The sequence below is a fragment of the Limnohabitans sp. genome, assembly GCF_023910625.1.
GTDB lineage: Bacteria > Pseudomonadota > Gammaproteobacteria > Burkholderiales > Burkholderiaceae_C > Limnohabitans_A.
Window position 1 is genome coordinate 1,441,309 of the sequence record NZ_JAAVVW010000003.1, and the last position, 25,688, is coordinate 1,466,996.

General features: G+C 58.1%; 35 protein-coding genes and 3 pseudogenes. 10 read left to right on the forward strand and 28 right to left on the reverse strand.

Going from position 1 to position 25,688, the window contains the following annotated elements; translation table 11 throughout:
- Positions 1–64: 64 nt before the first annotated feature.
- From HEQ17_RS10105 to HEQ17_RS10120, 4 genes are all read right to left on the reverse strand, one after another.
- Complete coding sequence (locus tag HEQ17_RS10105) at positions 65–985, reverse strand: nucleotidyl transferase AbiEii/AbiGii toxin family protein (RefSeq protein ID WP_296292627.1); 921 nt, start codon at positions 983–985, stop codon at positions 65–67.
- The gene (locus HEQ17_RS10110; protein ID WP_296292628.1) at positions 982–1,722 is read right to left on the reverse strand and encodes a type IV toxin-antitoxin system AbiEi family antitoxin domain-containing protein; all 741 of its coding nucleotides are present in this window, start codon (positions 1,720–1,722) and stop codon (positions 982–984) included. The genes HEQ17_RS10105 and HEQ17_RS10110 overlap by 4 nt, the downstream gene beginning before the upstream one ends.
- Before the next feature lie 180 nt (positions 1,723–1,902).
- Positions 1,903–2,037, reverse strand: coding sequence for a hypothetical protein (locus tag HEQ17_RS10115; protein ID WP_296292629.1), 135 nt, complete (start codon positions 2,035–2,037; stop codon positions 1,903–1,905).
- 10 nt (positions 2,038–2,047) lie between these two features.
- Positions 2,048–2,191 carry a hypothetical protein gene (locus tag HEQ17_RS10120; protein WP_296292630.1) on the reverse strand — a complete coding sequence of 48 codons (144 nt, stop codon included), beginning with the start codon at positions 2,189–2,191 and terminating at the stop codon, positions 2,048–2,050.
- Positions 2,192–2,234: 43 nt separating this feature from the next.
- Here HEQ17_RS10120 and HEQ17_RS10125 point away from each other — a divergent pair, with 43 nt between their 5' ends.
- Together HEQ17_RS10125 and HEQ17_RS10130 are read left to right on the forward strand one after the other, a co-directional pair.
- Entirely contained in the window at positions 2,235–2,525 is a 291-nt protein-coding gene (locus HEQ17_RS10125; RefSeq protein WP_296292631.1) for a BrnT family toxin, read from the forward strand.
- Positions 2,497–2,775 (forward strand): hypothetical protein, encoded by a 279-nt coding sequence (locus HEQ17_RS10130; RefSeq protein ID WP_296292632.1) that lies wholly within the window; start codon positions 2,497–2,499, stop codon positions 2,773–2,775. Before HEQ17_RS10125 ends, HEQ17_RS10130 begins: the two co-directional genes overlap by 29 nt.
- Here the strand turns inward: HEQ17_RS10130 and HEQ17_RS10135 are convergent.
- The 3 genes and pseudogenes from HEQ17_RS10135 to HEQ17_RS10145 all read right to left on the reverse strand — a co-directional run bounded on the left by HEQ17_RS10135 (position 2,704) and on the right by HEQ17_RS10145 (position 4,331).
- The gene (locus HEQ17_RS10135; RefSeq protein ID WP_296293723.1) at positions 2,704–3,024 is read right to left on the reverse strand and encodes a helix-turn-helix transcriptional regulator; all 321 of its coding nucleotides are present in this window, start codon (positions 3,022–3,024) and stop codon (positions 2,704–2,706) included. The two genes, HEQ17_RS10130 and HEQ17_RS10135, sit on opposite strands and share 72 nt — an antisense overlap.
- Positions 3,010–3,129 (reverse strand): annotated as a pseudogene (locus HEQ17_RS10140) (transcriptional regulator); the annotation flags it as partial. The pseudogene HEQ17_RS10140 and the gene HEQ17_RS10135, both read right to left, overlap by 15 nt.
- Positions 3,126–4,331: a Fic family protein gene (locus HEQ17_RS10145; RefSeq protein WP_296292633.1), complete on the reverse strand. Its 1,206-nt coding sequence runs from the start codon at positions 4,329–4,331 to the stop codon at positions 3,126–3,128. The pseudogene HEQ17_RS10140 and the gene HEQ17_RS10145, both read right to left, overlap by 4 nt.
- A 108-nt stretch (positions 4,332–4,439) precedes the next feature.
- On the opposite strand from HEQ17_RS10145, the gene HEQ17_RS10150 reads away from it, so the two are divergent.
- From HEQ17_RS10150 to HEQ17_RS10160, 3 genes are read left to right on the forward strand one after another with little or no spacing between them, the layout of a single operon-like run.
- Positions 4,440–4,847 (forward strand): type II toxin-antitoxin system VapC family toxin, encoded by a 408-nt coding sequence (locus HEQ17_RS10150; protein ID WP_296292634.1) that lies wholly within the window; start codon positions 4,440–4,442, stop codon positions 4,845–4,847.
- A gap of 45 nt (positions 4,848–4,892) precedes the next feature.
- Entirely contained in the window at positions 4,893–5,195 is a 303-nt protein-coding gene (locus tag HEQ17_RS10155) for a type II toxin-antitoxin system MqsR family toxin (RefSeq protein WP_296293724.1), read from the forward strand.
- Positions 5,196–5,197: 2 nt separating this feature from the next.
- Positions 5,198–5,599 carry a type II toxin-antitoxin system MqsA family antitoxin gene (locus tag HEQ17_RS10160; protein WP_296292635.1) on the forward strand — a complete coding sequence of 134 codons (402 nt, stop codon included), beginning with the start codon at positions 5,198–5,200 and terminating at the stop codon, positions 5,597–5,599.
- 97 nt (positions 5,600–5,696) lie between these two features.
- Here HEQ17_RS10160 and HEQ17_RS10165 read toward each other — a convergent pair whose 3' ends face one another.
- From HEQ17_RS10165 to HEQ17_RS16045, 3 genes are all read right to left on the reverse strand, one after another.
- The gene (locus HEQ17_RS10165; RefSeq protein ID WP_296292636.1) at positions 5,697–5,987 is read right to left on the reverse strand and encodes a hypothetical protein; all 291 of its coding nucleotides are present in this window, start codon (positions 5,985–5,987) and stop codon (positions 5,697–5,699) included.
- Between the two features lie 191 nt (positions 5,988–6,178).
- The gene (locus HEQ17_RS10170) at positions 6,179–6,406 is read right to left on the reverse strand and encodes a CopG family transcriptional regulator (RefSeq protein WP_296292637.1); all 228 of its coding nucleotides are present in this window, start codon (positions 6,404–6,406) and stop codon (positions 6,179–6,181) included.
- A gap of 46 nt (positions 6,407–6,452) precedes the next feature.
- Complete coding sequence (locus tag HEQ17_RS16045; RefSeq protein WP_366938039.1) at positions 6,453–6,599, reverse strand: hypothetical protein; 147 nt, start codon at positions 6,597–6,599, stop codon at positions 6,453–6,455.
- Positions 6,600–6,840: 241 nt separating this feature from the next.
- On the opposite strand from HEQ17_RS16045, the gene HEQ17_RS10175 reads away from it, so the two are divergent.
- Positions 6,841–7,230, forward strand: a complete 390-nt coding sequence (locus tag HEQ17_RS10175) for a type II toxin-antitoxin system RelE/ParE family toxin (protein WP_296292638.1) — start codon at positions 6,841–6,843, stop codon at positions 7,228–7,230.
- Entirely contained in the window at positions 7,211–7,564 is a 354-nt protein-coding gene (locus HEQ17_RS10180; RefSeq protein ID WP_090142112.1) for a helix-turn-helix domain-containing protein, read from the forward strand. The genes HEQ17_RS10175 and HEQ17_RS10180 overlap by 20 nt, the downstream gene beginning before the upstream one ends.
- 76 nt (positions 7,565–7,640) lie before the next feature.
- Here the strand turns inward: HEQ17_RS10180 and HEQ17_RS10185 are convergent, their stop codons facing one another.
- Positions 7,641–7,889: a hypothetical protein gene (locus HEQ17_RS10185; RefSeq protein WP_296292640.1), complete on the reverse strand. Its 249-nt coding sequence runs from the start codon at positions 7,887–7,889 to the stop codon at positions 7,641–7,643.
- Positions 7,890–7,972: 83 nt separating this feature from the next.
- On the opposite strand from HEQ17_RS10185, the gene HEQ17_RS10190 reads away from it, so the two are divergent.
- Positions 7,973–8,227: an antitoxin gene (locus HEQ17_RS10190; RefSeq protein WP_053173840.1), complete on the forward strand. Its 255-nt coding sequence runs from the start codon at positions 7,973–7,975 to the stop codon at positions 8,225–8,227.
- Positions 8,221–8,541 carry a type II toxin-antitoxin system PemK/MazF family toxin gene (locus HEQ17_RS10195; RefSeq protein WP_296293725.1) on the forward strand — a complete coding sequence of 107 codons (321 nt, stop codon included), beginning with the start codon at positions 8,221–8,223 and terminating at the stop codon, positions 8,539–8,541. The genes HEQ17_RS10190 and HEQ17_RS10195 overlap by 7 nt, the downstream gene beginning before the upstream one ends.
- On the opposite strand, the gene HEQ17_RS16050 is transcribed toward HEQ17_RS10195, so the two are convergent.
- The 4 genes from HEQ17_RS16050 to yaaA form a co-directional block, all read right to left on the reverse strand.
- On the reverse strand, positions 8,433–8,774 hold the full coding sequence (locus tag HEQ17_RS16050) for a chlorhexidine efflux transporter (protein ID WP_366938063.1): 342 nt from the start codon (positions 8,772–8,774) through the stop codon (positions 8,433–8,435). The two genes, HEQ17_RS10195 and HEQ17_RS16050, sit on opposite strands and share 109 nt — an antisense overlap.
- A 101-nt stretch (positions 8,775–8,875) precedes the next feature.
- Entirely contained in the window at positions 8,876–9,127 is a 252-nt protein-coding gene (locus tag HEQ17_RS10200; protein ID WP_296292641.1) for a YlcI/YnfO family protein, read from the reverse strand.
- Positions 9,128–9,214: 87 nt separating this feature from the next.
- Positions 9,215–10,060 carry an NADPH-dependent 7-cyano-7-deazaguanine reductase QueF gene (queF, locus tag HEQ17_RS10205; protein WP_296292642.1) on the reverse strand — a complete coding sequence of 282 codons (846 nt, stop codon included), beginning with the start codon at positions 10,058–10,060 and terminating at the stop codon, positions 9,215–9,217.
- Positions 10,057–10,833, reverse strand: coding sequence for a peroxide stress protein YaaA (yaaA, locus tag HEQ17_RS10210; RefSeq protein ID WP_296292643.1), 777 nt, complete (start codon positions 10,831–10,833; stop codon positions 10,057–10,059). Before yaaA ends, queF begins: the two co-directional genes overlap by 4 nt.
- Here yaaA and HEQ17_RS10215 point away from each other — a divergent pair.
- Positions 10,832–10,975 (forward strand): annotated as a pseudogene (locus HEQ17_RS10215) (pseudouridine synthase); the annotation flags it as partial. The gene yaaA and the pseudogene HEQ17_RS10215 overlap by 2 nt on opposite strands.
- A 122-nt stretch (positions 10,976–11,097) precedes the next feature.
- On the opposite strand, the gene HEQ17_RS10220 reads toward HEQ17_RS10215, so the two are convergent.
- The 13 genes and pseudogenes from HEQ17_RS10220 to HEQ17_RS10280 all read right to left on the reverse strand — a co-directional run bounded on the left by HEQ17_RS10220 (position 11,098) and on the right by HEQ17_RS10280 (position 25,644).
- Positions 11,098–11,964 (reverse strand): alpha/beta hydrolase, encoded by an 867-nt coding sequence (locus HEQ17_RS10220; protein WP_296292644.1) that lies wholly within the window; start codon positions 11,962–11,964, stop codon positions 11,098–11,100.
- Between the two features lie 14 nt (positions 11,965–11,978).
- On the reverse strand, positions 11,979–14,117 hold the full coding sequence (locus HEQ17_RS10225) for a TonB-dependent receptor (RefSeq protein ID WP_296293726.1): 2,139 nt from the start codon (positions 14,115–14,117) through the stop codon (positions 11,979–11,981).
- Positions 14,118–14,253: 136 nt separating this feature from the next.
- Positions 14,254–15,693, reverse strand: a complete 1,440-nt coding sequence (locus HEQ17_RS10230) for a DEAD/DEAH box helicase (protein ID WP_296292645.1) — start codon at positions 15,691–15,693, stop codon at positions 14,254–14,256.
- A 51-nt stretch (positions 15,694–15,744) separates the two neighbouring features.
- Positions 15,745–16,315 (reverse strand): annotated as a pseudogene (dcd, locus tag HEQ17_RS10235) (dCTP deaminase).
- 95 nt (positions 16,316–16,410) lie between these two features.
- Positions 16,411–17,496 (reverse strand): BMP family ABC transporter substrate-binding protein, encoded by a 1,086-nt coding sequence (locus HEQ17_RS10240; RefSeq protein ID WP_296292646.1) that lies wholly within the window; start codon positions 17,494–17,496, stop codon positions 16,411–16,413.
- Positions 17,497–17,641: 145 nt separating this feature from the next.
- The gene (locus tag HEQ17_RS10245) at positions 17,642–19,018 is read right to left on the reverse strand and encodes a homoserine dehydrogenase (RefSeq protein ID WP_296292647.1); all 1,377 of its coding nucleotides are present in this window, start codon (positions 19,016–19,018) and stop codon (positions 17,642–17,644) included.
- 266 nt (positions 19,019–19,284) lie between these two features.
- Entirely contained in the window at positions 19,285–19,578 is a 294-nt protein-coding gene (locus HEQ17_RS10250) for a YciI family protein (RefSeq protein ID WP_296292649.1), read from the reverse strand.
- 17 nt (positions 19,579–19,595) lie between these two features.
- A complete protein-coding gene (locus HEQ17_RS10255) occupies positions 19,596–20,396 on the reverse strand; it encodes a metallophosphoesterase family protein (protein ID WP_296292650.1) in 801 nt (266 codons plus the stop codon).
- Between the two features lie 21 nt (positions 20,397–20,417).
- A complete protein-coding gene (locus tag HEQ17_RS10260) occupies positions 20,418–21,848 on the reverse strand; it encodes a Fic family protein (protein WP_296292651.1) in 1,431 nt (476 codons plus the stop codon).
- 25 nt (positions 21,849–21,873) lie between these two features.
- A complete protein-coding gene (locus tag HEQ17_RS10265) occupies positions 21,874–22,923 on the reverse strand; it encodes an adenosine deaminase (RefSeq protein WP_296292652.1) in 1,050 nt (349 codons plus the stop codon).
- Between the two features lie 2 nt (positions 22,924–22,925).
- On the reverse strand, positions 22,926–23,150 hold the full coding sequence (locus HEQ17_RS10270) for a hypothetical protein (RefSeq protein ID WP_296292653.1): 225 nt from the start codon (positions 23,148–23,150) through the stop codon (positions 22,926–22,928).
- A gap of 25 nt (positions 23,151–23,175) precedes the next feature.
- A complete protein-coding gene (locus tag HEQ17_RS10275) occupies positions 23,176–24,402 on the reverse strand; it encodes a benzoate/H(+) symporter BenE family transporter (protein WP_296292654.1) in 1,227 nt (408 codons plus the stop codon).
- Between the two features lie 105 nt (positions 24,403–24,507).
- Positions 24,508–25,644, reverse strand: coding sequence for a BMP family ABC transporter substrate-binding protein (locus HEQ17_RS10280; protein WP_296292655.1), 1,137 nt, complete (start codon positions 25,642–25,644; stop codon positions 24,508–24,510).
- Positions 25,645–25,688 lie beyond the last annotated feature (44 nt).

A 25,688-nucleotide genomic window follows, 5' to 3' on the forward strand; every position in this document is an offset into this window, starting at 1 on the left:
ACTGGCGGCCTCAGACATCAGGGATCAGGCAAAGGGCTATCCACAAGCATGGATTGAAAAACGGCTATTGCCGTTTGAATCGCTCATCAAGCGCTTCGCGTTGAAGCTGGAATTTCGCAGGGTTTTTTGACTTCAGTTGGGTCAAATTCTGCAGTTTCCATTGGATGGCAGGCAATTCTTGCAAATGCTTGAACGGCAGGAGCGACCAATCCGGTTTGGCTTCCAGCAGCGACAGAAGGAAATTTCTGTGATTTTGCGTGAGCGCCCGAGGAAGTTCGGCCATCAATCGTTGTTGGGTTTGGAGCAGATCATCCAAGTGGATGGGGTCTGAAGTCATTCCCACAAACTCGTTCTTGAAAGGCGCTTCCATTGGTTGAGCATTGGAAAACAAGACCTCGTGCACGGGTCTGTTGTGCCCAGCCAGATAGGCCACAAAGCAGTCCAAAATTTCTTGCGTTAAGCCATGGCTTTCGTACATTTTGAGAACGTCGAAAAAATCGCGTGGATGCTGTCTGTCCATCGCTGCGACCAGTTTGCTGCCATAGAGTTCAGAGGGGGAGAGGACTGGAACCTGGATATTTTTGGAGAACAGGGCTTGTGTTTTTTCTGACAGTGAACGTGTCTGTATCGGTAGCACTGTTCCCCGAAAAACGAAGTTCACTTCAACCTTGACTGCAGCTTCTGCGCTGAAGATGTCAAGCTTCACTTCGTCACCCCCTTGGACTTTCCTGGTTCGGGTTTCATAACCCATTGCAGCAATTGCTGCCTCAATGCGCTGCAGCTCTTGGGCGATTTCTTTCAGTGCGTTGTCCCTGTCGGCTTGGTGGTTGATGAAGACGACGTCGATATCTACTGACAGTCGTGGCAAGTCCTGAACGAACAAGTTCAGTGCCGTGCCTCCCTTCATCGCAAATCGCGGGGTTTGAAACACGGCGGGTGCGATGTCCAGCAGCAGGTTGACCGTTTGTACGTAGGCGGGGTTCATTTTTTGAGGTGAAGAATTTTTTTGTCCCTGGTCACAGCAACCCAGCGGCTTGCACTTCCGAGCCGTTCGTTGTGTTTCTTGGCGATCTCAAGCCAAGGTAAATCAAGGCTTTCGGCCAAGGCCTTGGCCAGTCGCACCACCTTGACACGTTTGGTGTGGGTCAGCAATGTGTCCATAACTTCCGGGCGCAGGTGCCGAGCGCTTTCAGCGACGTTCAAGGTTTCTTCCAGAGACTGGAGCTTGCCCGTGTCACTGAAGAGTTCCAGCAACGCTCTCTCCGGAACAGAAACCATCACTTTGGGGTGTCCTGCGGGTAGGGGTGCCAGGCCGAACCCTTTGGGCAGTGCGTCGTCAAAAATCCGGGTTGACTGGTAGTTGGCGTTGAACAGTTCTGTGAACCATGCGGGTAGCCGTGCCGCTTTGTGGCCCCATAAGTTCAAGCGCTCCTGATGGGCGAGGTTGTGGCGTGTTCCGCGCCAGGCCAAAGCGGTTTTGCCGCCAACATGCAATTGCGGAACCTCAAGCGACAGGTGCGCCAGTGTTTTGTTCATGTCCAATTTGGCGTTGGGCACTTGGTACACGCCGCGTCCCAATCTTTTGAGCCAGCCTGCCTGGGCCAAACGGGCCGCAGCCGTCGAATCCAAGCCCAGCGTCTGCAACTCGCGGGAACTGTATGGCGTGTCCCATTCGAGTTGGCTCAGCAGCTCTTTGATTGAAATATTTTTAGAAACTCTCATTTAAAGTGAACTATCTCAAATATTTCAAACATCGGCAAGAGTTCTGCAGGACATTTGTTTGAAATATTTTAGAAAAACATCATTAGAAGTGAATTTCTTGAAGTATCTCAAACATCTGATGTCGAGTCTGCATTCAACCAGGCCAGTCTGTCTGGCTTCCTTCAGATCCGTTTGACCATCTCAACTGCCGTCCGGTAGCCCCCCCACGCCCTTCACATAAGCCAACAACTCCCCAAAAAACGGATGCCTGCAAAGCGTGGACGAATCGCCCACCAGCAGCAGCTTGCGCCGTGCGCGGGTCACGCCCACGTTCATGCGGCAGATGTCAGACAGGAAGCCAATCTCGGCCGATTTCGCCTTGGGGGTTGCTGCGCGTCAAGGTGATGGCAGAGATGCCGCGCTCTTGGCCCTGAAACGAATCGACGGTGCCCACGCTGAGCCTGCGTTTCAGAATCAGGATATCAGCCATACGAACGTATGGTTTTTTTTATGGCTTAATGCTACGATGAATCATGACTGCAGCTCAATTCGAATGGGATGACATCAAGGATGCTGAAAACCAGGCCAAGCATCAGGTGTCATTCCGGGACGCGCAGGCGGCATTTGCTGATCCGCACCGCGTGATCGCAAAAGACTTGGCGCACAGTGAAACCGAAGAGCGTTTTTACTGCATCGGCAAAGCGGGTGGCGGCATCTTGACGGTGCGCTTCACCTACAGACGCAAAGTCATTCGAATCATTGGGGCAGGCTATTGGCGTAAAGGAAAGGCAATTTATGAAAAAGAAGATCGTTTACACGGATGAGCCCATGGGCGATGTTGAGGTGGTTGCGGATTTTCTGCCGTCACCTGCCGAGCTGGCGTTCAAGGAAGATGGCGTGAAAGTCACGCTGGCCCTGAGCAAGAGCAGCGTGGAGTTTTTCAAGTCTGAGGCGACCAAGCACCACACCCAGTACCAGCGCATGATCCGCCGGTTGCTGGATTCATACGTCGAAGCTCAGGGCACCGCTGCAAGCAAGGCGAAACGCACAGTGCACAAGCGCGCAGCGATCTAGGTTTAACGAATCGCCCACCGCACTGGCAAAACGTTGGACTGTTCGCATGGATGGCGTGCCCCTGCCACTTTCGATGCGTGCCACCACGCTTTGGGTCGTGCCCATGCGTGCGGCCACATCGCCTTGCGTCAGGCCGGCTTGCATGCGCGCTGCAATCAGTTCATGGGCCAGCTCATTCTCGGGCGCTTGTTCGTCATAGGCTTGGCGAACGGCGGGGTTGGCCAGCAGTTCGGCTTTCAGGTCTTTGATTGAAAGCCCCGCTTGGTCCATGCGGAACTTGATGGCTTCTACGGGGTCGGGCAAATCAATCGGATGGTGCTTGCGCTCATAGGCCTCAGTTAGATCCACTTTCAATCAACCGGTCTGTCGGCTGCCATGCTGGCTTTGCCCAACTTGGCATCGTCCTCGGCCCAGCCTTCCATCGCGGGGTAATACCGTGTTGATCGACCATCACCGTACCGGGTGAGCAGCCCCAGCCGTTCCAGATCGATGAGGTCTCGGGCGGCGGTGGGTGTTGAGGTTTGCGCAATCCGCTCGTGCTTGCGCGTCGTCATGCCGCCTTCGTAACCCTTGGGGCCAGCATCCAGCAGCTTCTTCATGGTTTTTTGCTGACGCTCATTGAGCGAGACCGATGACATTTGGGTCTGAAACCGAATGCGCTGAATGGCCGAATCGATGGTGCGGTTGGCGAACTCACTGGCCAGCGTGACTTGCTCCAGCATCCATTCGACCCAAGCCGTCACGTCCATGCTTTTGGAGCGTTGTGCCCGCTCTAGCTCGCGGTAATACTGGTCTTTGCACGACTCGATTTGCCTGGACAGCGTCACGATGCGTCCGGGCTGGCCCATGTCTTGGCCCAGTGCCAGTTGCAAGATGGCCCGGCCTAGACGACCGTTGCCATCGTCAAACGGGTGCAGCGTCTCGAACCACAGATGCGAGACAGCGGCACGCACCAAGCCGTCCATGGGCTGCGGCCCGACTTTGGGCTGGGTTTGGTTGAACCATTTCAAAAAAGCGTCCACTTGGCTAGCCAGGCCTTCAGCGGGTGGTGCGGCGTAATGCACCTTGCTGTGGCCCACGGCGCCGCTGACGATTTCCATGGGCACAGAGCGCAGTTCGCCCACATCAATGCGCTGCATGCCCGAAAACCCTGTCGGGAAAAGCGCCCCGTGCCAACTGCACAGCCTCTCCAGCGTCAATGGCGCGTCGGTGTTGAGGGTGGCGTCTTGCAGCACATCGATCAGTCCCTCGATGTTGCGCCAGCCTTCGCGCACGGGGGCACCAGACGTATCCAGCCCCAAGCGCCGGGCCACGGATGAACGAACACTTTCGGGGTCCAGCTTCTCGCCTTCAATCGCTGAAGTGGTCAATGCCTCTTGTGTCAGAGAGTCGCGGATGTGGGGCTGTAAGCCTTCCAGGCCAATCGCCTCGGCTTTGCCAAGAAGAATTCCTTGGGATGTTCTTGCGGCCGCCAATGCCGCCTGGATTCGATGCGCGTCGAACGCCAATGCTGGCCACTCTGGCAGCTGCCAAATCCAACGTTGATATGATTTCATGGCTTAATCATATCAATATATGATTTGAATGGAATAAAAATCGTATCGTGCACGGTGTCAAGATCAATTCAGCTGTGGGTTTTTGTCTTGGACTGAATCAATTGCTGGGTGATCAAGTTTTTGGTCGACACCAACATCTTGGGCTACTTTGCGCGCAACAGCTCTGCCGCGCTGCAAAAGCGCATGTTGACGGCGCTCAAAAAGCAAGAAGTGGCTATCTCCGCCATCACCCGCGCCGAAACACGGTTTGGGCTGGCACTGCTGCAAGTCGATGACAAACGACGCCGAACCATCGATTTGCTGCTCAATGAGATTCCCGTGTTGCCATGGACACTGGAGGCCGCAGACCGCTATGGAGACATTGCCGCCCACCTGCAGCAAACCGGGCAGCCCATTTGCGAAATGGACACCCAAATCGCCGCGCATGCATTGGCGCTGGGCCTGCCCTTGGTGACCCACAACACACGGCACTTCAAGCGGGTGGCGGGTTTGAAGCTGGAAGACTGGATGGCTTGATCTTTAACCTATTTGCCAAATAAACCTACTTGGTTATAATTTGCCATAGAGAAAAGTACCCCTCACTGCAAGCTGGCCGTTGTCCATGCGTTGGTCGAGGGTGGTCATGTCAGGGCGACAACAAGCGCGTTCGGTGGTGCTCTTGAGCTTGGCATCAGCGACTTGGCCGGAATGTGTGCAGTCGTCATGTCTCTGACCTCTGCCAACTTCTACAAGAGCATGACGACACATGCGGATCACCGGATTTGGCAGGACGTGTACCACGCCAAGACCCCCAACGGCGCTGAGGTGTATCTCAAGCTGACTGTTATCGACGACGTTTTAATTGTTTCATTCAAGGAGCTGTGACCATGAAATGCCCATGCTGTGGAGCGGCTGAACTGATCCACGATACCCGCGACATACCCTATGTCTACAAGGGCGAAAGCACCGCCATTCCCGACGTGACGGGTGATTTTTGTCCTGCCTGCGGCGAAGTCGTCTTGAACCGCGAACACGGTGACCGATACAGCGAGTTGCTTGCGGTGCATCAAAGGCAAGTGAACGCTGCTTATGTTGACCCCAGCTACATTGCCAAAGTGCGCAAGAAGCTCGACTTGGACCAACGTGAAGCGGCCGATATTTTTGGCGGTGGCGTGAATGCGTTTTCTCGCTACGAGAACGGCAAGACCAAACCACCGCTGGCCTTGGTTAAGTTGCTCAAGGTACTGGATCGCCACCCCGATTTGCTAAACGAAGTCAGAGCGGCGTAACGCCCTTCATTGATCTGGCAGAGGATTTGCGCACTGGTGGATTGGCGCAGCACCGCACGGATCAAGATGTTGTCGATCCTGAACGATCGCTCAAAACTCATGTTGCTTTGGATTTGGGATTCTTGGGGGTTTGGGCACGTTGTCGTGCCGCATTGAAATCAGCAACGACGGCGTCCACATCAACACCCTTAACCGCAAGCAGACGATCCAGCGTTTTGCTCGCTTTTTGAATCGAGGCAACATCGGTATCGCCTTGCATCAGGTCTCCTTGCGTGCGTGCTGCAATCAGTTCACGGGCCAGCTCAAACTCGGACGCTTGTGCGTCATAGGCTTGGCGAACGGCGGGGTTGGCCAGCCGTTCGGCTTTCAGGTCTTTCAGGCTTTTCACGTCGACTCCTCCTTTGTCTGACGAATCAATCGCATGGTGCTTTTGCTCATAGGCCTCAATCAAGGTCGAGAGCACATCTAGGCGTGCGCCTTCGGGTGAGTCAGGCGATGCGCTCGTCCATGAAGTCAACGATGCGCCGCGCCGTCTGTTTGTCGAGCTTGCGCAGCTGACCTTTGGCCGTATCGGCGTATTCAATTGTCCAGGCCAAGGTCTCGTCTCACATCGGGAGCGGAATGGACCGGTTCTTTCCCTTGACGGACACGAGCAAGCACATCGGCAGCGAGGTAGTAGTCTTCCATTTCTTGGATGCCCTGCTCGATGATTTCGCGCAGGTAAAAGGCCTTGGTGCGACCAGTTTGGGATGCGAGGTAGTCAAGCCTTTGCTCGGTCTCTGGGGCAAGACGAATTGAAGTTGCCATATCAAATCCTTCACTGAATACATGTATTCAATGTATCACAGCGGGCTTATTTTGGCCATCTCACGCGCCGTACGGTAGCCCCCACCCCCTTCACATACGTCAGCATCTCCACAAAAAACGGATGCCTGCAAAGCGTGGACGAGTCGCCCACCTGCAGCAGCTTGCGCCGTGCGCGGGTCATGCCCACGTTCATGCGGCGGATGTCAGACAGGAAGCCAATCTCGGCCGATTTCGCCTTGGGGGTTGCTGCGCGTCAAGGTGATGGCAGAGATGCCGCGCTCTTGGCCCTGAAACGAATCGACGGTGCCCACGCTGAGCCTGCGTTGCAGCAGCGGGTCAGCACACAGCCGTCAAATGTATTGACCCAGCGGAAAGTTCTGTTTGCCGCTCAAGATGGATTTGACACCATATGTCTTTAAGTCCATAATTTTGCAATGACTTGGACTGTTCTGTTTCACGACGCCTTCGACGCTGAGTTCGAAGCTTTGGTCGAGGAGCTTCAAGACGAACTTTTGGCACATGCCAAGTTGCTGGCTGCGTTTGGTCCTGATTTGGGGAGGCCTACTGTCGATACCCTGAAGGGTTCACGACACAGCAACATGAAGGAACTTCGGTTTTCCTGGAATGGTCAGGTTTGGCGAGTGGCCTTTGCCTTCGATCCCCGCCGACAAGCCATCTTGCTTGTGGGTGGAGATAAAGGTGGGGCAGATCAGCGCAGGTTTTACAAGCGCTTACTCATGGTGGCCGATGCGCGTTACGACGATCATCTGGGCACTTTGAGTCAATCAACCAAGGAGTCCAAAAATGGCAAGAAAACTCGATGACGTGATGGCTGCGCTGCCCAAAGATCGCAAAAAACGGGTAGAGGATCGGGCCATGGAGTTGGCGACACTCAAAGACCTTCGCCATGCAGCTCAGCAAACACAAGAGCAAATGGCTGCCGCCTTGGGGGTGCGTCAGGACACCATTTCTCGTTTGGAAAAGCGCAGCGACATGCTGCTTTCAACGATGCGCCACTATGTGGAGAGCATGGGCGGTAAGCTGGAACTGGTGGCCAAGTTTCCTGATCGCCCGTCCGTGGTGATCGACCACTTGGGAGGTGAAGTCACCCTCAACAAGCGCGCAGGTGCTGCTCGCCGATCACGGGCAGCGGCCTAGTTGCCAACTGGGGTACAACTTGTACCCCCCTTGCGCTGCAAGCCTCTGACGGCAAACAGCTCGAAAGCGGGCACCTTTAGGCCATCTCATGCGCCGTACGGTAGCCCCCCACCCCCTTCACATACGTCAGCATCTCCACAAAAAACGGATGCCTGCAAAGCGTGGACGAGTCGCCCACCTGCAGCAGCTTGCGCCGTGCGCGGGTCATGCCCACGTTCATGCGGCGGATGTCTGATGCCGAATGTGTGCCCGAATAGCCGGGCGCATTGCTGAACACGCAAGCGTTTTTGCCCACCTGAAACAAGTGCAGGGACTTTTTCGTCACAATGATGTGGTCACATTGTTACAACGCTAGGTCTTGCCCATCCACTTCGCATGGATTAACATTGTTGCAACTGGAGGATTATCATGGAAATTGCAATTCGGAACATCGGAAACAGCAAAGGCGTGGTGTTGCCTAAGCCGTTTCTAGCCCAGGTCGGGCTGGACGGACAGGCCACAGCCACCATCGAAGTGGAAAACGGCTCCATCGTGTTGCGAAAGCCGGCCAAGTCCGTGCGTGCTGGCTGGGCAGCGGCTGCCGCAGCCGTTTCCGCCAAAGGTGGTGATGCGCTTTTGATGGGTGAGTTCGGCAACTTGGACGATGAGGAGTTGGGCTGGTGAAGCGCGGCGACATTTGGCTGGTGAACCTGGACCCGACCGTGGGCAGCGAAATCAAGAAGTCGCGGCCCTGCGTTGTGATGTCACCGGCGGAGTTGAATGACAACCTGCGAACCGTGATGGTGGCACCCATGACCTCCAAGGGTTTTGCCGCGCCGTTCCGGGTGCCTGTCACCCACGCTGGAACCAAGGGTTTGATCGTGTTGGATCAGCTTCGGACGGTTGACAAGCTGCGCTTGGTCAAGCGGCTGGGCGCTGTGTCAGCCAAGACGTTGACTGCCGCATTGACCACGCTGCAAGAAGTGTTTGCGGAGTAAGAGGGCAACAGAATGATGACCAAACCGCCTTCAAAACCGGCCCCGTGGGCCAGCCGCCGGACAAAGGAACGGCCGCGCACCGATTGGCGCGACTCCCAGCGCTCAAAGAGCCAGTTGAATGCGTAATTCCACGTCAGCGCAATGCTCGACAAAACAACCGCCAGGCCCAATGTGGAAGCGGGCGACTTGTCAAAGGCCAGGCTCAACACGGGTCCGACCACGGCGATGGCGATGGCCTCTTACAAAAGGGCCTGAAGAACACGGCGGGTGGTGGGGGTCATCATGGGGAACGCGGTGGAGAGTGCGGTGAGGTGGGCGGCAAGGCGTGCAGGCCTCAAGAAGGCAACACGTCCTGCTCTTCAGGCGCTTGCCCGCCTTGACGGCTTAAGAATGCCAATGCGGCATTCACATCGCCACGTTGGGCACGTTGGGCAAAGTAGTCGGCTGTTTTCATGGCCGAGAGTTTTTCTGCCACGGCACTGACAATGAATTGGTTCAAGGTTGTGCCGTCTTCACGGGCTAGTTGCTCTGCCCCTGCCTTTAACGACAGCGGCAAACGCAGGGCGTAATTGCTTTGAGTTCCCATATCAGGCTCCTTGAAAAAATTGCCGTGGTGTCATGACACCGATTCCGAACTTGGTCAAATGCTGGCCCGTGTCCATGAATCCCGAGTTCACTGCCGCGCCGTGCGCACATTGGGTGGCAACTTGCCCGGGGCGCTGGTACGCCAGGGGTTGATGTCCAGCCCGCCGCGCCGGGTGTAGCGGGCATACACCGTGAGCTGGGTGGGTTTGCAGCGCGTCCAGATGTCCATGAAGATGCGCTCGACGCATTGCTCATGAAACTCGTTGTGGTTGCGGAAACTCACGATGTATTGCAGCAAGCCCGCTTGCTCGATCTGCGGGCCGCTGTAGGTGATTTGCACGCTGCCCCAGTCAGGCTGGCCGGTGACCAGGCAATTGCTTTTGAGCAAGTGGCTGACCAGGGTTTCGCTCACGGGCAGTTCGTCGGTCTTGGCGCTCAAAAGGTCCGGCGCAGGCTCGTAACGGGTGCACTCGATGTCCATGCGGTCCAGGTTCAGGCCGTCGAGCTCGTGCACAGGTTCGGCGTCAAATTGCTCTTGCAACAGCAGCTTCACCCCCACGCTGGCTTGCACCGCGCCGCCGTGCCAGATGGCGGCGCTGATGTCGCGGCGGATCATGTCGCGCACCACGTCGGCACTGTCCAAGCGGGTGTTGTTGAAGCTGTTCAGATACAGCTTGAAGGACTTGCTCTCCACGATGTGCGTGCTCTCGGCAGGCACGGTGATGTGCGCCAGCGCCACCTGCGGCTTGCCTTTGGTGTTGAGCCAGGACAGCTCAAACGCGGTCCACAAGTCGGCCCCAAAAAACACGGGCTGGCCGGTGACGCCGATCTCGGCGCGTTTGGTGGCGCGGGGAATGGGGAACAGCAAACCCGCATCGTACTGGTCTACATAGGCGCTGGACTTGCCCAGTTGCGATTGCTCTGGAGAGTTCATGCTTGTACTTTTCTGCGAAATACCAAACGGTCCGGCTCGGACACAGCCGCGTCATGCGCGTAGCCTTCCAGGTCAAAGCCCAGCAAGCCTTCGGGATGGGTGATCTTGTTTTGGATGGCGAACCGCGCCATCAGGCCCCGCGCCCGCTTGGCGTTGAAGCTGATGATTTTGTATTGGCCGCCTTTGAAGTCTTCAAACACGCATTCGATGACCCGCGCCTTGAGGGTTTTGCGGTCCACCGATTTGAAGTACTCCTGCGAGGCCAGGTTGACGATGACCGGGGTTTTGTCTTTGGCCAGCTGGACGTTCAGGTACTCGGCAATTTGCGGCCCCCAAAACTTGTACAGGTTGCTGCCCTTGTCGGTTTGCAGCGTGGTGCCCATTTCCAGGCGGTAGGGTTGCATCCAGTCCAGCGGGCGCAACACGCCATACAAGCCACTCAAAATGCCCACATGGGTTTGCGCCCAGTCCAGGTCTTGCGCCGACAAGGTCTTGGCGTCCAGCCCTTCGTACACATCGCCATTGAAGGCCAGCACGGCTTGCTTGGCGTTTTGGGCGGTGAACTTGGGCGTCCAGGCTTCGTAGCGGGCCACGTTCAGGGCCGACAGCGCGTCCGACAGGTCCATCAGCTCGGCGATTTGCTGGGGCGACTTTTGACGCAGCACCTCAATCAGGGCCTGCGATTGCGGCACGAACTGGGGCAGCGTGTGCGGCACGCCTGCTGCGGGGGTTTCGTAGTCCAGAGATTTGGCGGGTGACAATAAGAACAACATGCTCGACATCCTTTACTTGGACGATTATCTCGCCATCGTCAACAAGCCCGCCGGCTGGTTGGTGCATCGCACCCCACTGGACAAGGGCGAAACCCGCTTTGTGCTGCAAACCCTGCGCGACCAAATTGGGCAACACGTCTGGAATGCCCGAGTTAGGGCAGTGATGGTTGTCGCCCACCGAGCTGAGCCTGATCGACATCGCGCAAATCAAGGTCGCGAACATCAAGCTGGATCGAAAAAAGCCCCGAAAGTGCAGGGCTTTTTTTAAGCAGAGATCAACTGCTGGGCCAATGCATTCAGGCGAGTGCCTGGCCGCGTCAGATCGGTGACGATGCTGAAATGGTTGAGGCCCGCCAAGTCTTCGCACACGGGCACGGTTTTGGGGCCCCAAGCTTGGTGAATCAAGCGGTTGTGGCGCAAAAATTCGGGGCTCTCGTCACACCCGGCAACGGTGTACAAAATGCCCTGCCTTGGGCGCTGCCATTGGGCGGGGCTGGCCATGCGCACGTGGGCCGGGGTGATGCGCAGATCAGCCTGTAAAAAAGGTGTCTTGCGCAGCGGGGCCAAATCAAACAGCCCCGAAATGGACAGCGCTTTGCGCACCAGCCCTGCTGGCAAGTCACGGCCTGCTTTTTTCCAATCGCAGCCCAGCATCATGGCTGCCAAGTGCCCGCCTGCCGAGTGGCCCATCACGGTGATGCGACTGCGGTCCCCGCCATGCTCGGCAATGTGCCGCCAGACCCAGGCGGTGGCTTTGGTCATCTGCAAGGCGATGTCGGGGATGGTGACGGGTTGCTCGGGTGTGCCGGGGCACAAGGCGTAATTGACGACGACCACGCAAGCCCCCATGGCGCGCAAAGCCGGGGCCACAAAAGAGTGGTCTGACTTGTCCAGGCTGCGCCAATAACCGCCGTGGATGAAGATCACCACTGGCGCATCGGCACGCGCAGCCGGAAAGATGTCCAGGGTTTCGTTCGGGCCATGGCCATACCGAACATTGAGCAGCGCCTTGAGGCTTTGGCGAGCTTGCTCAGAGGCGTTTTGCCAATGCGCAAAATGCTCGGCAAAGTCGGGGACCAGCGCCCGGTTGTTGTACATCCGGTCATGCCATGCAGCGTCTTGGATAGGCATATGGTTGGTGGCTTTCAGATTTTGAGCTCCAGGCGCAACTGAACATTGCGCCAATTGCGGTCGGTGTTGCGCGATGCCTCCCTGAACGTGCCATTGTCAAAGGTGCTGGCGGTGATGTAGTCGCGCGGCTGCAAATTGCTCACGGTCAGCCGCACGGCACTGGCAGGCGAGATGCGCCAAAGTCCATAGATGTCAGCGACCCGTTTGATGCCTTGGTAAAACATTTGCTGTTCGGTGCGGCGGGTGTCGTAATCGGGGTTCCAGTTGAGGTTGCCTCCCAAGGTCAAGGGGATCTGCCGAATTCGGTAATCAGCGCCCAGGTTGGCGGTCATGTCAGGCTGTTGGTCTAGGCGGTTGTTGGGGCCTGGCACTTGCTTGACTCGCGAGCTGAAGAAACTGACGTTGCTGCGGATGTCGATGGGCAAGGCGTCGGTCAAGGCCTGGTCGAGCCGGAACTTTGCTTCCAACTCCAAACCCTGGGTAGAGGCATCGCCAAGGTTGATGGGCGAAGACACCCAACGGGTTTGTTTCGGTGCCCAGACAGGACCGATTTGCTCGCTCACGGTGTAGCGAATCAGGTCGGTGATTTCCCTGCGGAAAATATTTGCACTGAGCAAACCGCCACCCGTCAGATAGCGCTCAAAAGCGACATCGATGCCGGTGGCCAACTCGGGCCTGAGGTTGGGGTTGCCAATGCGATCAGGCCGTGTGGGTCGACTGTTGACCTCACCTGAACTGATCGGGCGTGCCATCAGGTTGTGCAGCGTCGGGGTTTTGTAGCTGCGCGTCAAGCTCATGCGCACCTGATCGCGCTTGGCGGGGTCAGGCTTCCACAAAGCGTGCAACAAAGGCGTCCAGACCGAACTGTTGTTGGTTTTGAGGCCTGTCAGATCGGTGGCCTCGGTGGAAATGGCCTCATGGCGCAAACCGGCATAGGCTGACCAATGGCGATTGATCTTGAACTCGTCTTGGGCGTATGCGGCCCATCTGAGGGTGCGTGCACTCAAGTCCCCAGCGCTGTCGTTCAGCACCCCCCGGGCCTCTTCCAGTCGACGCACGCTCTCCAACTCCAAGCCGCTCACCACTTGGTGGCCGTTGGCCATGGCGCGTGTCCATTTGCCATTGAGGCTGCCAGACCGATCCACAAAATTTTGAAACTGGGTGTTGTTGGTCAACAAAGGGCTGGACCCGCTCGACATGGTCACAGTCTGGTCCAGCCTGTCATCGAACTCTGACTGGCCCAGACCAAAACGCAGCTCCAGGCGATCATCCGCCGACAAGCGTTGTGTCCACTGCCCGTTGAGACGGGCCATGGCAAATCGACTTTGATTGCGGGTTTGCGCGCTGTCGGACGGGGGGGCGATGCCCATGAGTCGATTGGCTTGAATCAGGCCAGTACCTGCGGAATCCGAATAAACCACAAAGGGAGTCAGCGTGAGGGTCTTGCCTTGTTCACCCCGCCATTGCAGGCGGGCATTGGCATGCATGGCTTGCCGTCGTCCGAGCGACTCGTTGCGACGGGTGCTGTCGCCCATCTGGCTAGACGAGACCACCGTGCTGCTTTCATCGGGCCTGTATTGGTCGGTCACAGACAAGGTCAGTGTGCCTGTCATGGGCTTTAACTGGAGGTTGTGGACCCAGTTGAGCAGGGTTGACGGGTGCCCGTTCTCTTGAGAATGCGTGATTTTCAAATCGTCAGGGGTGGCTCTTTGGCCTTCGCGCAACACAATGTTGATGGTGCCCGCAATGGCACGCGCTCCGGTTTCGGCGGTGGGTGCACGCAGGATTTCGATGCGCTCGACCTGTTCGGGCGTCAGGGTATCGATCGAAAAACCGGGGGGCAATCGCTCGCCATCCAGCAAAATTTGGGTATATCCCCCACCCAAACCCCGCATGCGGATGGCGCCACCTCGACCCGGCACGCCTTGGACGGTCACACCGGGCAAACGCTTGAGCACTTCGCCCAAATTGGCATCTCCTTGCTTTTGGATTTCTTCGCGTCCAATGATGATCTTGGATGCCGAGGAGTCTCGACGCATTTCCGTATCGTTGCTGCGGATACCGCGAACTTCCACCCGACCCAGGTCTGTGGTTCCGGTGGGTCCAACGGGGTTATTGGTGTTTTGTGCCCAAACACTCAAAGGCAAAAACACAAGGCCGCAAAGCGCCCATGGACGGCCCAGGCCAAGAGGGGTCTCACAATCGCAGGGTTTGATTTGCATCGTGCGATTTTGACAGCGCCCGGCCAGTTCTGTGTGTCGCCCGTGTAAAACCCAGGGCGGTCAGTGATCAGTCCACAGACTTGAACAAGGCCGCCACCTTGCGTTTGGGCTTGATGTTGGCCGAGATGGAAGACCTCGCTGCACGAGGCGCGGTAGGCTCCCAGGTGGGTGAAGCATCCTGGGCTTGTGCTTCATAGGGCTTCTCAAAGAATGGATCACGGTTGACCGGAGCCGGACGAAAGCCACCTCGGCGCTCGTGGGGGGTATCCAGGACATCGCGAGGATCTTGGTCTTCACGGCGTCGGCTGCGGGGGCGGTCTTCGGCGCGCGCACCCCATTTTTCTGGCGCAGGGCCCGATGGCCGAGTGTCCATCTGCGGGGTTTCGACCTCGATCTTTTTCTTGATGAGCTTTTCAATGTCTGCGACCAGCCGCGTGTCAGACGGGCTGACCAAGGTGACGGCCAAACCCGAAGCCCCGGCACGACCCGTGCGACCAATGCGGTGCACATAGTCTTCGGCATTGAAGGGCACATCGAAGTTGAACACCGCAGGGACATCCTTGATGTCCAGACCACGCGCCGCCACGTCGGTGCAGACCAGCAAATCGACTTCGCCTTGTTTGAAGGCCTCCAGCGCTTTCAGCCGTTCGTCCTGGCTCTTGTCACCGTGCAAAGCGGCAGTGCGCAGACCCTCACGCTCCAAGGAGCGAGCCAAACGACCACAACCGAGCTTGCTGTTGACAAAAACAAAGGCCTGCTTGATGCCCCGTTCGTTCAGCACTTTGCGGATCACGCTGCGCTTGTCGTCATCTTGGGCGGCATAAAAGCGCTGCTCCACCGTCGATGCGGTCTCGTTGGGACGGGCCACTTCGATCGTGATGGGGTTTTGCAGGTAACTGCTCGCCAGACGCTTGATTTCGGGCGAGAAGGTGGCCGAAAACAGCAAGGTCGTGCGCTGTTTGGGCAAATAGCTCAGGATGCGCTGCAAGTCGGGCAAAAAACCGATGTCCAGCATGCGGTCGGCTTCATCCAGCACCACATACTCGACCTGATTGAGCACGGCGGTTTTGGCTTCGATGTGGTCCAGCAGACGGCCCGGGGTGGCCACCAGAACCTCCACGCCTTTTTTGAGCTCCAGAGTCTGGGGCTTCATGTCCATGCCGCCAAACACCACCGCGCTGCGCAACTGGGTGTACTTGGCGTACATCTTGATTTGCTGGGCCACTTGGTCGGCCAGTTCGCGCGTGGGCAAAAGCACCAAGGCGCGGACCGGGTGGCGGGCGGGTGAGGTGGAGGGGTTTTCGTGCTTGAGCAAGCGCTGCAGCAAGGGCAAAGAAAAAGCAGCCGTCTTGCCCGTGCCCGTTTGGGCTGCCCCCATGACATCCTGCCCCGTCAGAACCACGGGGATGGCCTGGGCCTGGATGGGGGTCATGGATTCGTAGCCCATTTCGGCTACGGCGCGTGCGAGCGTAGGCGCAAGCGATAAATTGGAAAAAGAGTCGGTCATTAACTCGTTATTGTCGCATTTTGAGCTGATGCCCCTTGGAACAGGGGCAGCTCAGGTTTTGGGCAGCGTCACGCCGACCTGGCCCTGGTACTTGCCTCCGCGGTCCTTGTAGCTGGTTTCGCAAACTTCATCGCTCTCCAGAAACAGGACCTGAGCGCAACCCTCACCCGCATAAATTTTGGCGGGCAGCGGCGTGGTGTTGCTGAATTCGAGGGTCACATAACCCTCCCACTCCGGCTCGAACGGGGTCACGTTGACGATGATGCCGCAGCGGGCGTAAGGTGCTTTTGCCTAGGCAAATGGTCAGCACGTTGCGCGGTATGCGGAAATACTCCATGGTGCGGGCCAGCGCGAAGCTGTTGGGCGGGATGATGCAGACATCGCTGTGGATGTCCACAAAGCTGCGTTCATCGAAGTTTTTAGGGTCCACCACCGTGCTGTAGATGTTGGTAAACACCTTGAACTCAGGGGCGCAGCGGATGTCGTAGCCATAACTGCTGGTGCCGTAGCTGACGATTTTTTGGCCATCCGCGTTGTGCCTGATCTGCCCGGGCTCAAACGGCTCGATCATGCCGTGCTCTTGCGCCATGCGGCGGATCCATTTGTCGCTCTTGATGCTCATGGTGTGCCTTTAAGTCAATCTGTACATTTTAAAGTCTCCGCCAGGCCCGGACTGAGGGCTGCCAGCCTCACCCGTCGTTTGCCAGGGCGGCAGGCTCAGCGGCTGACACGTCCCAACACGCCCTGCACCAGGTAGTTCATGTTCAGGATCTGGGCATCGCTCAGACTTTGGCCTGCGGGCAAAACCAGTTTGCCTTCGTTGTCCGAGATCGGGCCTGTGAACGGCCGCAATTGGCCCGAGCCAACAGCCTTTTGCTTGGCTGAAATTTCATCCTGAACCTTCTTGGGCACCTTGGAGCCAAAGTCGCCCACGCGGATCATGCCTTCCTTGACACCGCCCCACACGCTGCCTGAAGTCCAGCTGCCATTCATGGCCGCCTTGACGCGTGCGGTGTAGTAATCACCCCACTGGTGAGTCACGGCAATGATCTGGGCATCCGGCCCCACTTTGCGCATGTCGGAGTGGTAAGCCACGGCCATCTTGCCGCGCTCTTGCGCCGCCGCCATCACGGCCGTGGAGGCGGTGTGGAACGCGATCACATCCACATCCTGGTTGAACAGCGCCATGGCCGCTTCCCGCTCTTTGGGTGGGTCAAACCAGGCGTTGAGCCAAACCACTTTCACGCTCGCCTTAGGGTTGACCGAACGCATGCCCAAGGTGAAGGCATTGATGCCCTGCAGCACCTCAGGAATCGGGAAACCCGCCACATAACCCGCCACGTTGGACTTCGTCATGCGCCCGGCGGCGATGCCCGCCAAGTAACGGCCTTCGTAATAACGGGCGTTGGACGCGGCCACATTGGGGGCCGTTTTGAAGCCAGTGACCGACTCGAATTTCACATTCGGAAACTCTTTGGCCACCTTGAGCGTGGGCTCCATGTAACCAAAGCTGGGGGTGAAGATGATCTGGTTGCCCTGTTGGGCCAAATCGCGGATCACGCGCTCGGCGTCAGCGCCCTCCGCCACATCGGCCACAAAAGTGGTCTTGACCTGGTCGCCCAAAGCCCGCTCAACGGCCTTGCGGCCCTCGTCATGCTGCTTGGTCCAGCCCGCCTCGGTGATGGGCGAGACATAGACAAAACCGGCCTTGATGGGCTCGGTGATTTTGGTGGGAGATTGCGCCTGAACGGCGGGAAAGAAAAAGCAGGCGGCCACGAACGTGGCAGCGAGGTTTTTATACATGGTAGTCCTCTACATGGCCCCGGTGATACACAAAACGAAGCCCGCCGGGGCAGCGGGCTTCGGGGGAGGATTCTAACTGGCGCATGAAGGCCTTGTTCTGCCCTTTCATTGGGCCTCATGCCGATCCATCACCCACAAGAACAGCTCAAGCCAAATCTTCCACCCGATACATTGCAGCGGCTGCGGGGCCGCCTGTCCCCTGTGACAGCGAGGCCAAAGCGCGGGGCAAATCGTCTCCCCGCACACTTGACGTCAATGCCACCCAGGACTTTCGTTGGGGTTGATCCGTGTGTGGCACTTGCAACAGGTGTTGCACCTCTACGCCATGCGCCTGCAGCCACCTGGGCCATTCAGCTTGAAGCGCCGGATCATCCACCCACTCAAACCGCAGGTAATGCCTGGAGGCTACCTGGCCAATGGGTTGAATGGGCCAGCGCCGAACCGCACCTGCTTGCACCGAACGGTGCGGCACCCGCAACGCTGCCCTCCCGGCGTCACCCGCAGCACCGCAACGGGCCACATCGATCAAATCGGCCACCACAGCAGACGCCGTGGTCTGCGAACCCGCACCGGCACCGTAATGAAAGGTCGGTCCTGCCGCATCGGTGTTCACCCAGATGCCGTTCATTGAACCTTGCACCTGCGCCAGCCAATGCGTCTGCGGCACCAAGGTCGGATGCACCCGCACCTCAATGGTATCCACCCCTTGCCGGGCAATGCCCAGCAATTTGATGCGGTAACCCAGCGCTTGGGAGCACACCATGTCCCAAGGGTCCAAAGCCGTGATGCCCTGCGCGTGCACCTGGCCAAATGGCACATCGGCCCCAAATGCATTGGCCGCCAGCAAGGCGGTTTTGTGGGCCGCATCAATGCCCTCGACATCGAAAGACGGATCGGCCTCGGCATAACCCAGTTCGGTGGCTTGGCGCAAGGACGCTTCAAAGGTCAAGCCTTCTTCCTGCATTTTGGACAGGATGAAATTGCTCGTGCCGTTCACAATGCCCACCACCTCGTGGATGCGGTTGGCGGCCAAACCCTCGCGTAAAGCCTTGATGATGGGGATGCTCACCGCCACCGCAGCTTCATAGGCCACCACCACGCCACGGGCATCTGCGGCTGCAAAAATTTCGGCCCCATGCTCGGCCAGCAAGGCCTTGTTGGCCGTGACCACATGCTTGCCTTGGGCGATGGCTTCCAGCACCAAGTCTTTGGCCAGACCCACACCGCCCATGACCTCCACCACCACATCGATGTCCGGGTGCCGCACCAAAACCCAGGGGTCACTCACCAGGGCCACATCTGGCCCGACCACCTGCGCGGCCTTGTGCAAGTTGCGCGCAGAGGCCATGACCAGGCGGATGGACCGCCCGGCACGCTGGGCGATCAATTCGGCATTGCGTGCGAGCACCTGACAAGTGCCCGAGCCCACCACGCCAGTGCCGATCAAGCCCACACGCAAAGCGCCAAGGCACGATGCATCCGAAGCGTGAGGCGATACAGAAAGACAAGAATTTTGAAACATGCAAATCTCCAAACAGTAGAAGCCAGCTGCCGGGGCTGGTTTGTTTGGAAATCCACCAGGGGGCAGCCAGGAAGGCCACCCGCGCGAACTCAGGTGGCCGCGTTGGTTGTGGTGGTAATCATGCTGAACTGCTTTTGCAAACAAGTCCACGAAGACAGGCCGCGCGCAGATGGCGCGACAGCGATGCCTACGGGATGGATGACTACAAAAAAATTCAACATGACTTGGAGTTTATCGCACACGATCGTCCATCCACTGTCAAGACCTCAGACCAACACCTGCTGGTCCAGCGCTTTGCTCCAATGCAAAACTTCCACGCTCTGGCGCAGCCCGCAAGTCCAGAAAGGGTCGGTCTGCATCAATTGATGGACGCTTTCTTTGGACTCGGACTCAACGATCCACAAGCCACCTTTGGGCACCTGCCCAAGCTGCTCGCGCAAACTGCCGGCCACGCGCACCTGCGCCTGATGTGCAGCTACCCAATCAATGTGGGCTTGCAAATGGGTGGCACGCAAAGCGCCCTGATCGGATCGATCGGTGAATAGAACTGCAAACAACATGATCAGTCCTCCTCAATTCAAACCCTGAGCATCCACCCAGTTCTCAATGCATGCGCCCAATCAGGACGGTCGCGCTTTTCTGCCAAAAGCGCCATGGATTCATGGTCATAGGGCACACTGATCAAATCACAACGCCAGTGCCCATTCGATTTTTCGACCACCGCATAACGTGCATCGGGGCTGCCGTTCTCTATGCGATGGAACGGGGAAAAGGGGTAAGGATGGTCGTCATCGTATGCAGGTAAGCCAACACTGCCCGGGTTGATGATGAGCAACTTAGAACTCAAGCGAACCACCCTGGGCACATGGCTGTGACCGCAGGCCAGCAAGCTGATGTGTTCGGGTATTCGTCCTTCCAAACGCTCTTCAATCTCTGTCTCGCTTGCCAAGCGGGCCGCTTCGCCTTCGGGTGTTTCCAACAAATATTCGATGTCGCTGCGAGGACTGCCATGGCACAGCGCCACATCATGGCCCAATTGTTCAGGCCAAATTTGTGCCGTGTGCAGCCGGGGGTCCACCGAGTCAGCATGCAACGCCAACCAATTTTTGACCAACGGATTCAATTGACCTGATGTGTAGGCATCCGAAAAATTCTGACGCTCGATCGGCAAGCTCAATAACTGGCGCTCATGGTTACCTGCGACATGCAGCCATGGCAAATTTTGAAGTCGGGCTGCGGTCTCAAGGGGAAGCAATGGGCCACTCAAGCTGTCACCCAAATTCACCACACACTGAATTTCCCGGTGACTCATGTCGGCAATCACGGCGTCTAAAGCCGCCAAATTGCCATGAATATCTGAAACAAATGCCAAACGCATCACGCCCCCTCTTGTTATGGTTTAACCCCGTCCGGCAACCCAACCATGACCGGCTTGCGTCAGTCTGTATTTTTGCAAGCGGCTGTTGGGTTTATCGGGCACTGTCATCTCCAGCACACCCAAAGCCAACGCCACTTGCTGGTAATGCGTACGGAAATGTTTCTCATCTTTCAGACCCAAAGCGCTCATCAACTCAACGCGACTCATCTCGCCCTTGAGCAACTTCAACATACGCACCACTTCGGGGGTGACTTCGGGGGTGACTTCGGGGGTGACTTGGGCCTCGACTTGTTCGGTCTGTCCCTGTCCCGCCCTGAGCACCTTCAAATAGGCCGGGTCAAACGGGAACTCCAGCCACATGTCGTAAGGGTCATAGCGCAGCACAGGTTTGGGCGTGCCCGCCGCTTCGCAAGCCGCAAAAATCCGCTCCACCCCACGGCCCCAGGCCTCAATCTCGCCCGCTCTGAAAAAAGCATTCGCAATCGCCGGGTTGTATGGGCTGGACGAATGCGCGCCCAGCAGCGTGTCCAGCGTCCAGCCCTCGGGCAACACAGCGGGGTTCCACATGCGCAAGCGGTCTTCGTACACCCGAATCTGCACGGGCGCGGCCACCGCATAGTCGCGGTGCACCAGTGCATTCAGCAGTGCTTCGCGCAGCGCCGCACGCGGCACCGGAAAGGTCTCCACCCGCACAATGCCGTCGTACGAGATCACCGCCTTCAGGTATTTGGTCAGCAACAAATCCAGCGTGTTCTTGACTTGGTGGAACAAATCGCCCTCCACCTCGTCGTGGTACAGCAGCTCGGTCTCAGACTCAAAAAAACCCACCTTCACAAAGGCCCCGGTCACAAAGCGCTGCGGGTCGGCCGCAAACAACAAGGCCGTGGCACGTTTGAAATACGCGCCTTCTTTCAGCCGCAACTTGTCCAGCAAATGGGCATCGCTGTCCGCAGAGGTATAGGCCAGCGTCTCGGCATCGAGCCGCCCGCTGCGCTGGGCCAACTGGCGAAACCGCGCCATGGCCGGGGCCGAAACATCGTCCAGGCTGAACTGGGGCAGCGGCACGCCGTCCCAAGTGCGGCCATGGCGACCTAACAAAAACCGGTCCAGCGCCGCACCTTTGAGTTCTTGCAGCGTACTGCCGCTGCGCATGTAGTAATGGCCCCGGTAGCTGATCGGGTTGGGGTAAGCCTGCACCACCACCTCTAGGTAAGGCAAGTCAGCTTCGGTGTGCAGATTCACATCCACCACGATCCCCAGCAGGTCGCGCACCTTGTTGGGCAAGTCTTCCAGCAGCTTGGCGGCATCAGGCGCGCCGACCACTTGGCCCTTGTCGTTCACCCCCAGCAGCAAGCGCCCGCCTTGCGCATTGGCAAAGCCGCACACCCAACGCAGATAGTCATCGCGCCAGGTTTCTTTCCATTCGGTGTGCTGAGATTCTTGCTTGAACATCGCGCCATTTTGACAGGCAACGCTTTCAATCCTGCTCCGCAAACCCCTGAAAACACGCTTTCAGTTCATGCATCCAGCGGTGCTTGTCTTCTTCTGCCGCGAAGCTCGCCTCAATGCTGTTGGCGGCCAATTTGTAGGCTTGCTGGGCGTTCAGGTGCAGCGCGGCAAAAGTCTGCAGGTAGTTGTCGTTCAGGTAGCCCCCAAAGTAAGCCGGGTCATCCGAATTGATGGTCACGCACAGACCAGCGTCCAGCATCTGCCCCAGGTTGTGATCGGCCAGGTTTTTGAACACACACAGCTTGAGGTTGGACAGCGGGCACACCGTGAGCGGCATCTGTTCTTCAGCCAGTCGCTTCATCAGCGCAGCATCGTGGATGGCTTGCACGCCGTGGTCGATGCGCTCGACTTTCAGCACGTCCAAGGCGCTCCAGATGTAGGCGGGTGGACCTTCTTCGCCCGCGTGGGCCACGACATGCAGGCCCAGTTCACGGGCACGGGCGAAGGCGCGGGCAAACTTTTCGGGCGGGTGGCCCAGCTCGCTCGAATCCAGCCCCACGCCGATGAAGTGTTCGCGCCAGGGCATGGCTTCTTCGAGTGTGGCCAAAGCGTCGTCTTCAGGCAGGTGGCGCAAGAAACACAAGATCAAATCGGCGCTGATGTTCAGTCGTGTGCGCGCATCGCGGCAGGCGCGGTGCAGGCCTTCGATGACCGCGCCCATGGCCACGCCGCGTGCGGTGTGGGTTTGCGGGTCAAAAAACAGCTCGGCCCTCACCACATGGTCGGCGGCGGCTTTTTCAAAATACGCCCAGGCCATGTCGTAAAAGTCTTGCTCGTGCAGCAGCACGCTGGCCCCGGCGTAATACAGGTCCAGAAAACTTTGCAGGTTGGTGAAGGCATAGGCGCTGCGCAAGGCGGCCACGTCGGCATAAGGCAGTTGCACACCGTTGCGCTTGGCCAGCACAAAAATCAGCTCGGGCTCCAAAGAGCCTTCGATGTGGATGTGCAGCTCGGCCTTGGGCATGGCGCGCAGCAACTCGGGCAAACGCGAATGGGAAACCGCGTGGACTTTGAACATGCTCATTCCTCCTTGAAAAACGCTGCCCGAATCAGGGATTCGTCCAGTTGGTCAAACGTGGTGTTGTGCCGATCGGTCAAAGGGCCACCGCCGGGCATCACCTGACCCGACGGCCCGTAACCCACAGCCTTGAACTTCCACTGGCCTTGGATCCACTTGAAGTTGCCCAGATGCAGGCCGGCGGGGTTGTGCAGGGCGTAAACGCCTTGGTTGACTTTCTCGATCATGCGTCCATCCATCCGTATCTGCCCATCAGGCCTTGCGAAAGTCGCCCCGTTCCATCCACCACGACACCGCAAACCCGACCACCAAACCCCAGAAGGCCGCGCCGATGTTGAACAGGCCGATATCGGCCACCGTGACCAGCAGGCTGACCAAAGCGCCCAGTGAGAACTTGCCCGCACCAAACGAGGCCACAAACGCGCCTTGCAGCACCCGCAACATGGCCAGACCACCCAGCACCATGATGAATTCTTTGGGTGCGGCCAGCATCAAGCCGGTGAAGGTGGGCGCCATCAGGCCGAACATCAGCGCCAGCGCGCCGAACATCAGTGCCCCGGTGTAGTGGCGCGGTTTCTCGCCAGAAGAAGTGAGCAAGCCATTGGTCGGACCCGTCAGGCAAGTGCTAACGGCACCGAACACTGCACTCACGGCTGCGCCCACACCGCAGGCCACGGCAATGGCGTTCACAGGTGGCTCATGCCCCGCGTTTTTGAGCACCGCCACGCCCTGCCCGTTTTGCACCACCAGCACCGTGATGGCCAAGGGCACCACCAACTCCAGCATAGCCGCCCACGACCACACCGGGGCCTGGATGACGGGCTGCGCCAAAGTCAATTGCCCCACAGCAGCGGCGTCCAGCCTGCCAGACAGTGCCACGGCCAAAGCCCCCACCAACAAAGCCCCAATAACGGGAGGCAAGCGCTTGCCCCAATCAGCCTTGGCCGAGAGCAACAAAAATACGGCCACCATCGGGGCCGCAATCGCCACATCGCTTTGCAGCGCCCGCACGATATCGAGGCCAAAGCGCAAGAACACCCCGGCCACCATGCCCATGACAATCGGCATGGGCAGCGCCGCCATGACGCGCTTGACCCAGCCCGTCAGCCCCAACACCAGCACCAAAGCGCTGGTCACATAAAAGGCACCGATCACCTCGGGAAAGGTCAGGTGCTGCAAGGCCGGGCCGACCAGCACAGTGCCCGGAATCGTCCAGCCAAACGCCAGCGGCGTGGTATAGCGCCAACTCATGAACAAGGTGACCAGGCCGTTGACAAAGAACACCCCGAACACCCAGGACGCCAGCTCTTGGGGCGAGAGGCCTCCCCCGGTGCCCACCGACAAAATGATGGCCACCGGGCCGGTGGCGGCAAAGATAAAACCGATCAGCGCGTTGGCGGCATAGGTGCTGCCAAAGTCAGACACGATTTGCCGCCAGCTTCTGCGGGCGGCGGTGGGGGCTTCGAGGTGGTTGAACAAAGCTTGGGCCTTGGTGGTGTAGGCAAGGGGCTCAGGGTATCAAAAAAAAGCCGCCCGTTTTGCAACGGGCGGCCAGTCAGATCACTTCAAAGTGAAGGGGGCAGCTCACTTCTTGCCCGGGATCTTGCCTTCCACGCCCTTGACGTAGAACATCACGCCGCCCAAGAACTTGTCGTCGGCGACCGCGTCTTTGGCCAGCATTTCCTTACCGGCCTGGTCCACGATCGGGCCTTTCCAGATGGAGAATGTGCCGTCTTTCAGACCGGCTTTGATCTCAGCGATGCGCTTTTTGGTGTCTTCTGGCACGTCAGCGGCCACGTTGACCATCTCGATCGCGCCTTCTTTCACGCCCCACCAGCTCGAACCGGTGCTCCACTTGCCTTCCAGGGCTTCACCCACGGCCTTGACGTAGTAGGGGCCCCAGTTGATCACGGCCGAGCCCAAGTGGGCTTTGGGGCCGTAGGCGGTCATGTCCGAATCCCAGCCAAAGCCACGCTTGCCCATTTTTTCGGCGGTCTGCAGCACAGCCGACGAGTCGGTGTTTTGCATCAGCACGTCCGCGCCGCCGTTGATCAGCGAGGTGGCGGCTTCGGACTCTTTCGGTGGGTTGAACCACTCATTGACCCAGACCACTTTGGTCTTGATTTTGGGGTTCACCGACTGCGCGCCCATGGTGTAGCTGTTGATGTTGCGAATCACCTCGGGGATTGGGATGGAAGCCACCACGCCCAAAACGTTGGTCTTGGTCATCTTGCCGGCAATCACGCCAGCCATGTAAGCGCCTTCGTAGGTGCGGCTGTCGTAAGTGCGCATGTTCTCGGCGGTTTTGTAGCCGGTGGCGTGCTCAAACTTGACGCCCTTGTTGTCTGCAGCGACTTTGAGCATGGGCTCCATGTAGCCGAACGTGGTGCCAAAAATCAGCTTGTTGCCTTGGGCCGCCATGTCGCGGATCACGCGCTCGGCATCAGCGCTTTCTGGCACTTTTTCAACGAAGGTGGTGACCACTTTGTCGCCGAAGGCTTTTTCGATTTCTTTGCGACCGTTGTCGTGCGCAAAAGTCCAGCCGCCGTCGCCCACAGGGCCGACATAGGCAAACGCGATCTTCAAAGGCTCAGGCTTGGCCGCAGCGGGTGCTTCAGCTTTGGGAGCTTCTTCTTTTTTGCCACAGCCGACCAGTGCGGCGGCGGCCACAGCGGTCAGGGCCACCATCTTGACGATGGATCGCTTGGAGAGGTCTGTCATGTCATGTCCTTTGGAACAGGGTTACGGGGGGTTGAAAAAAAGCA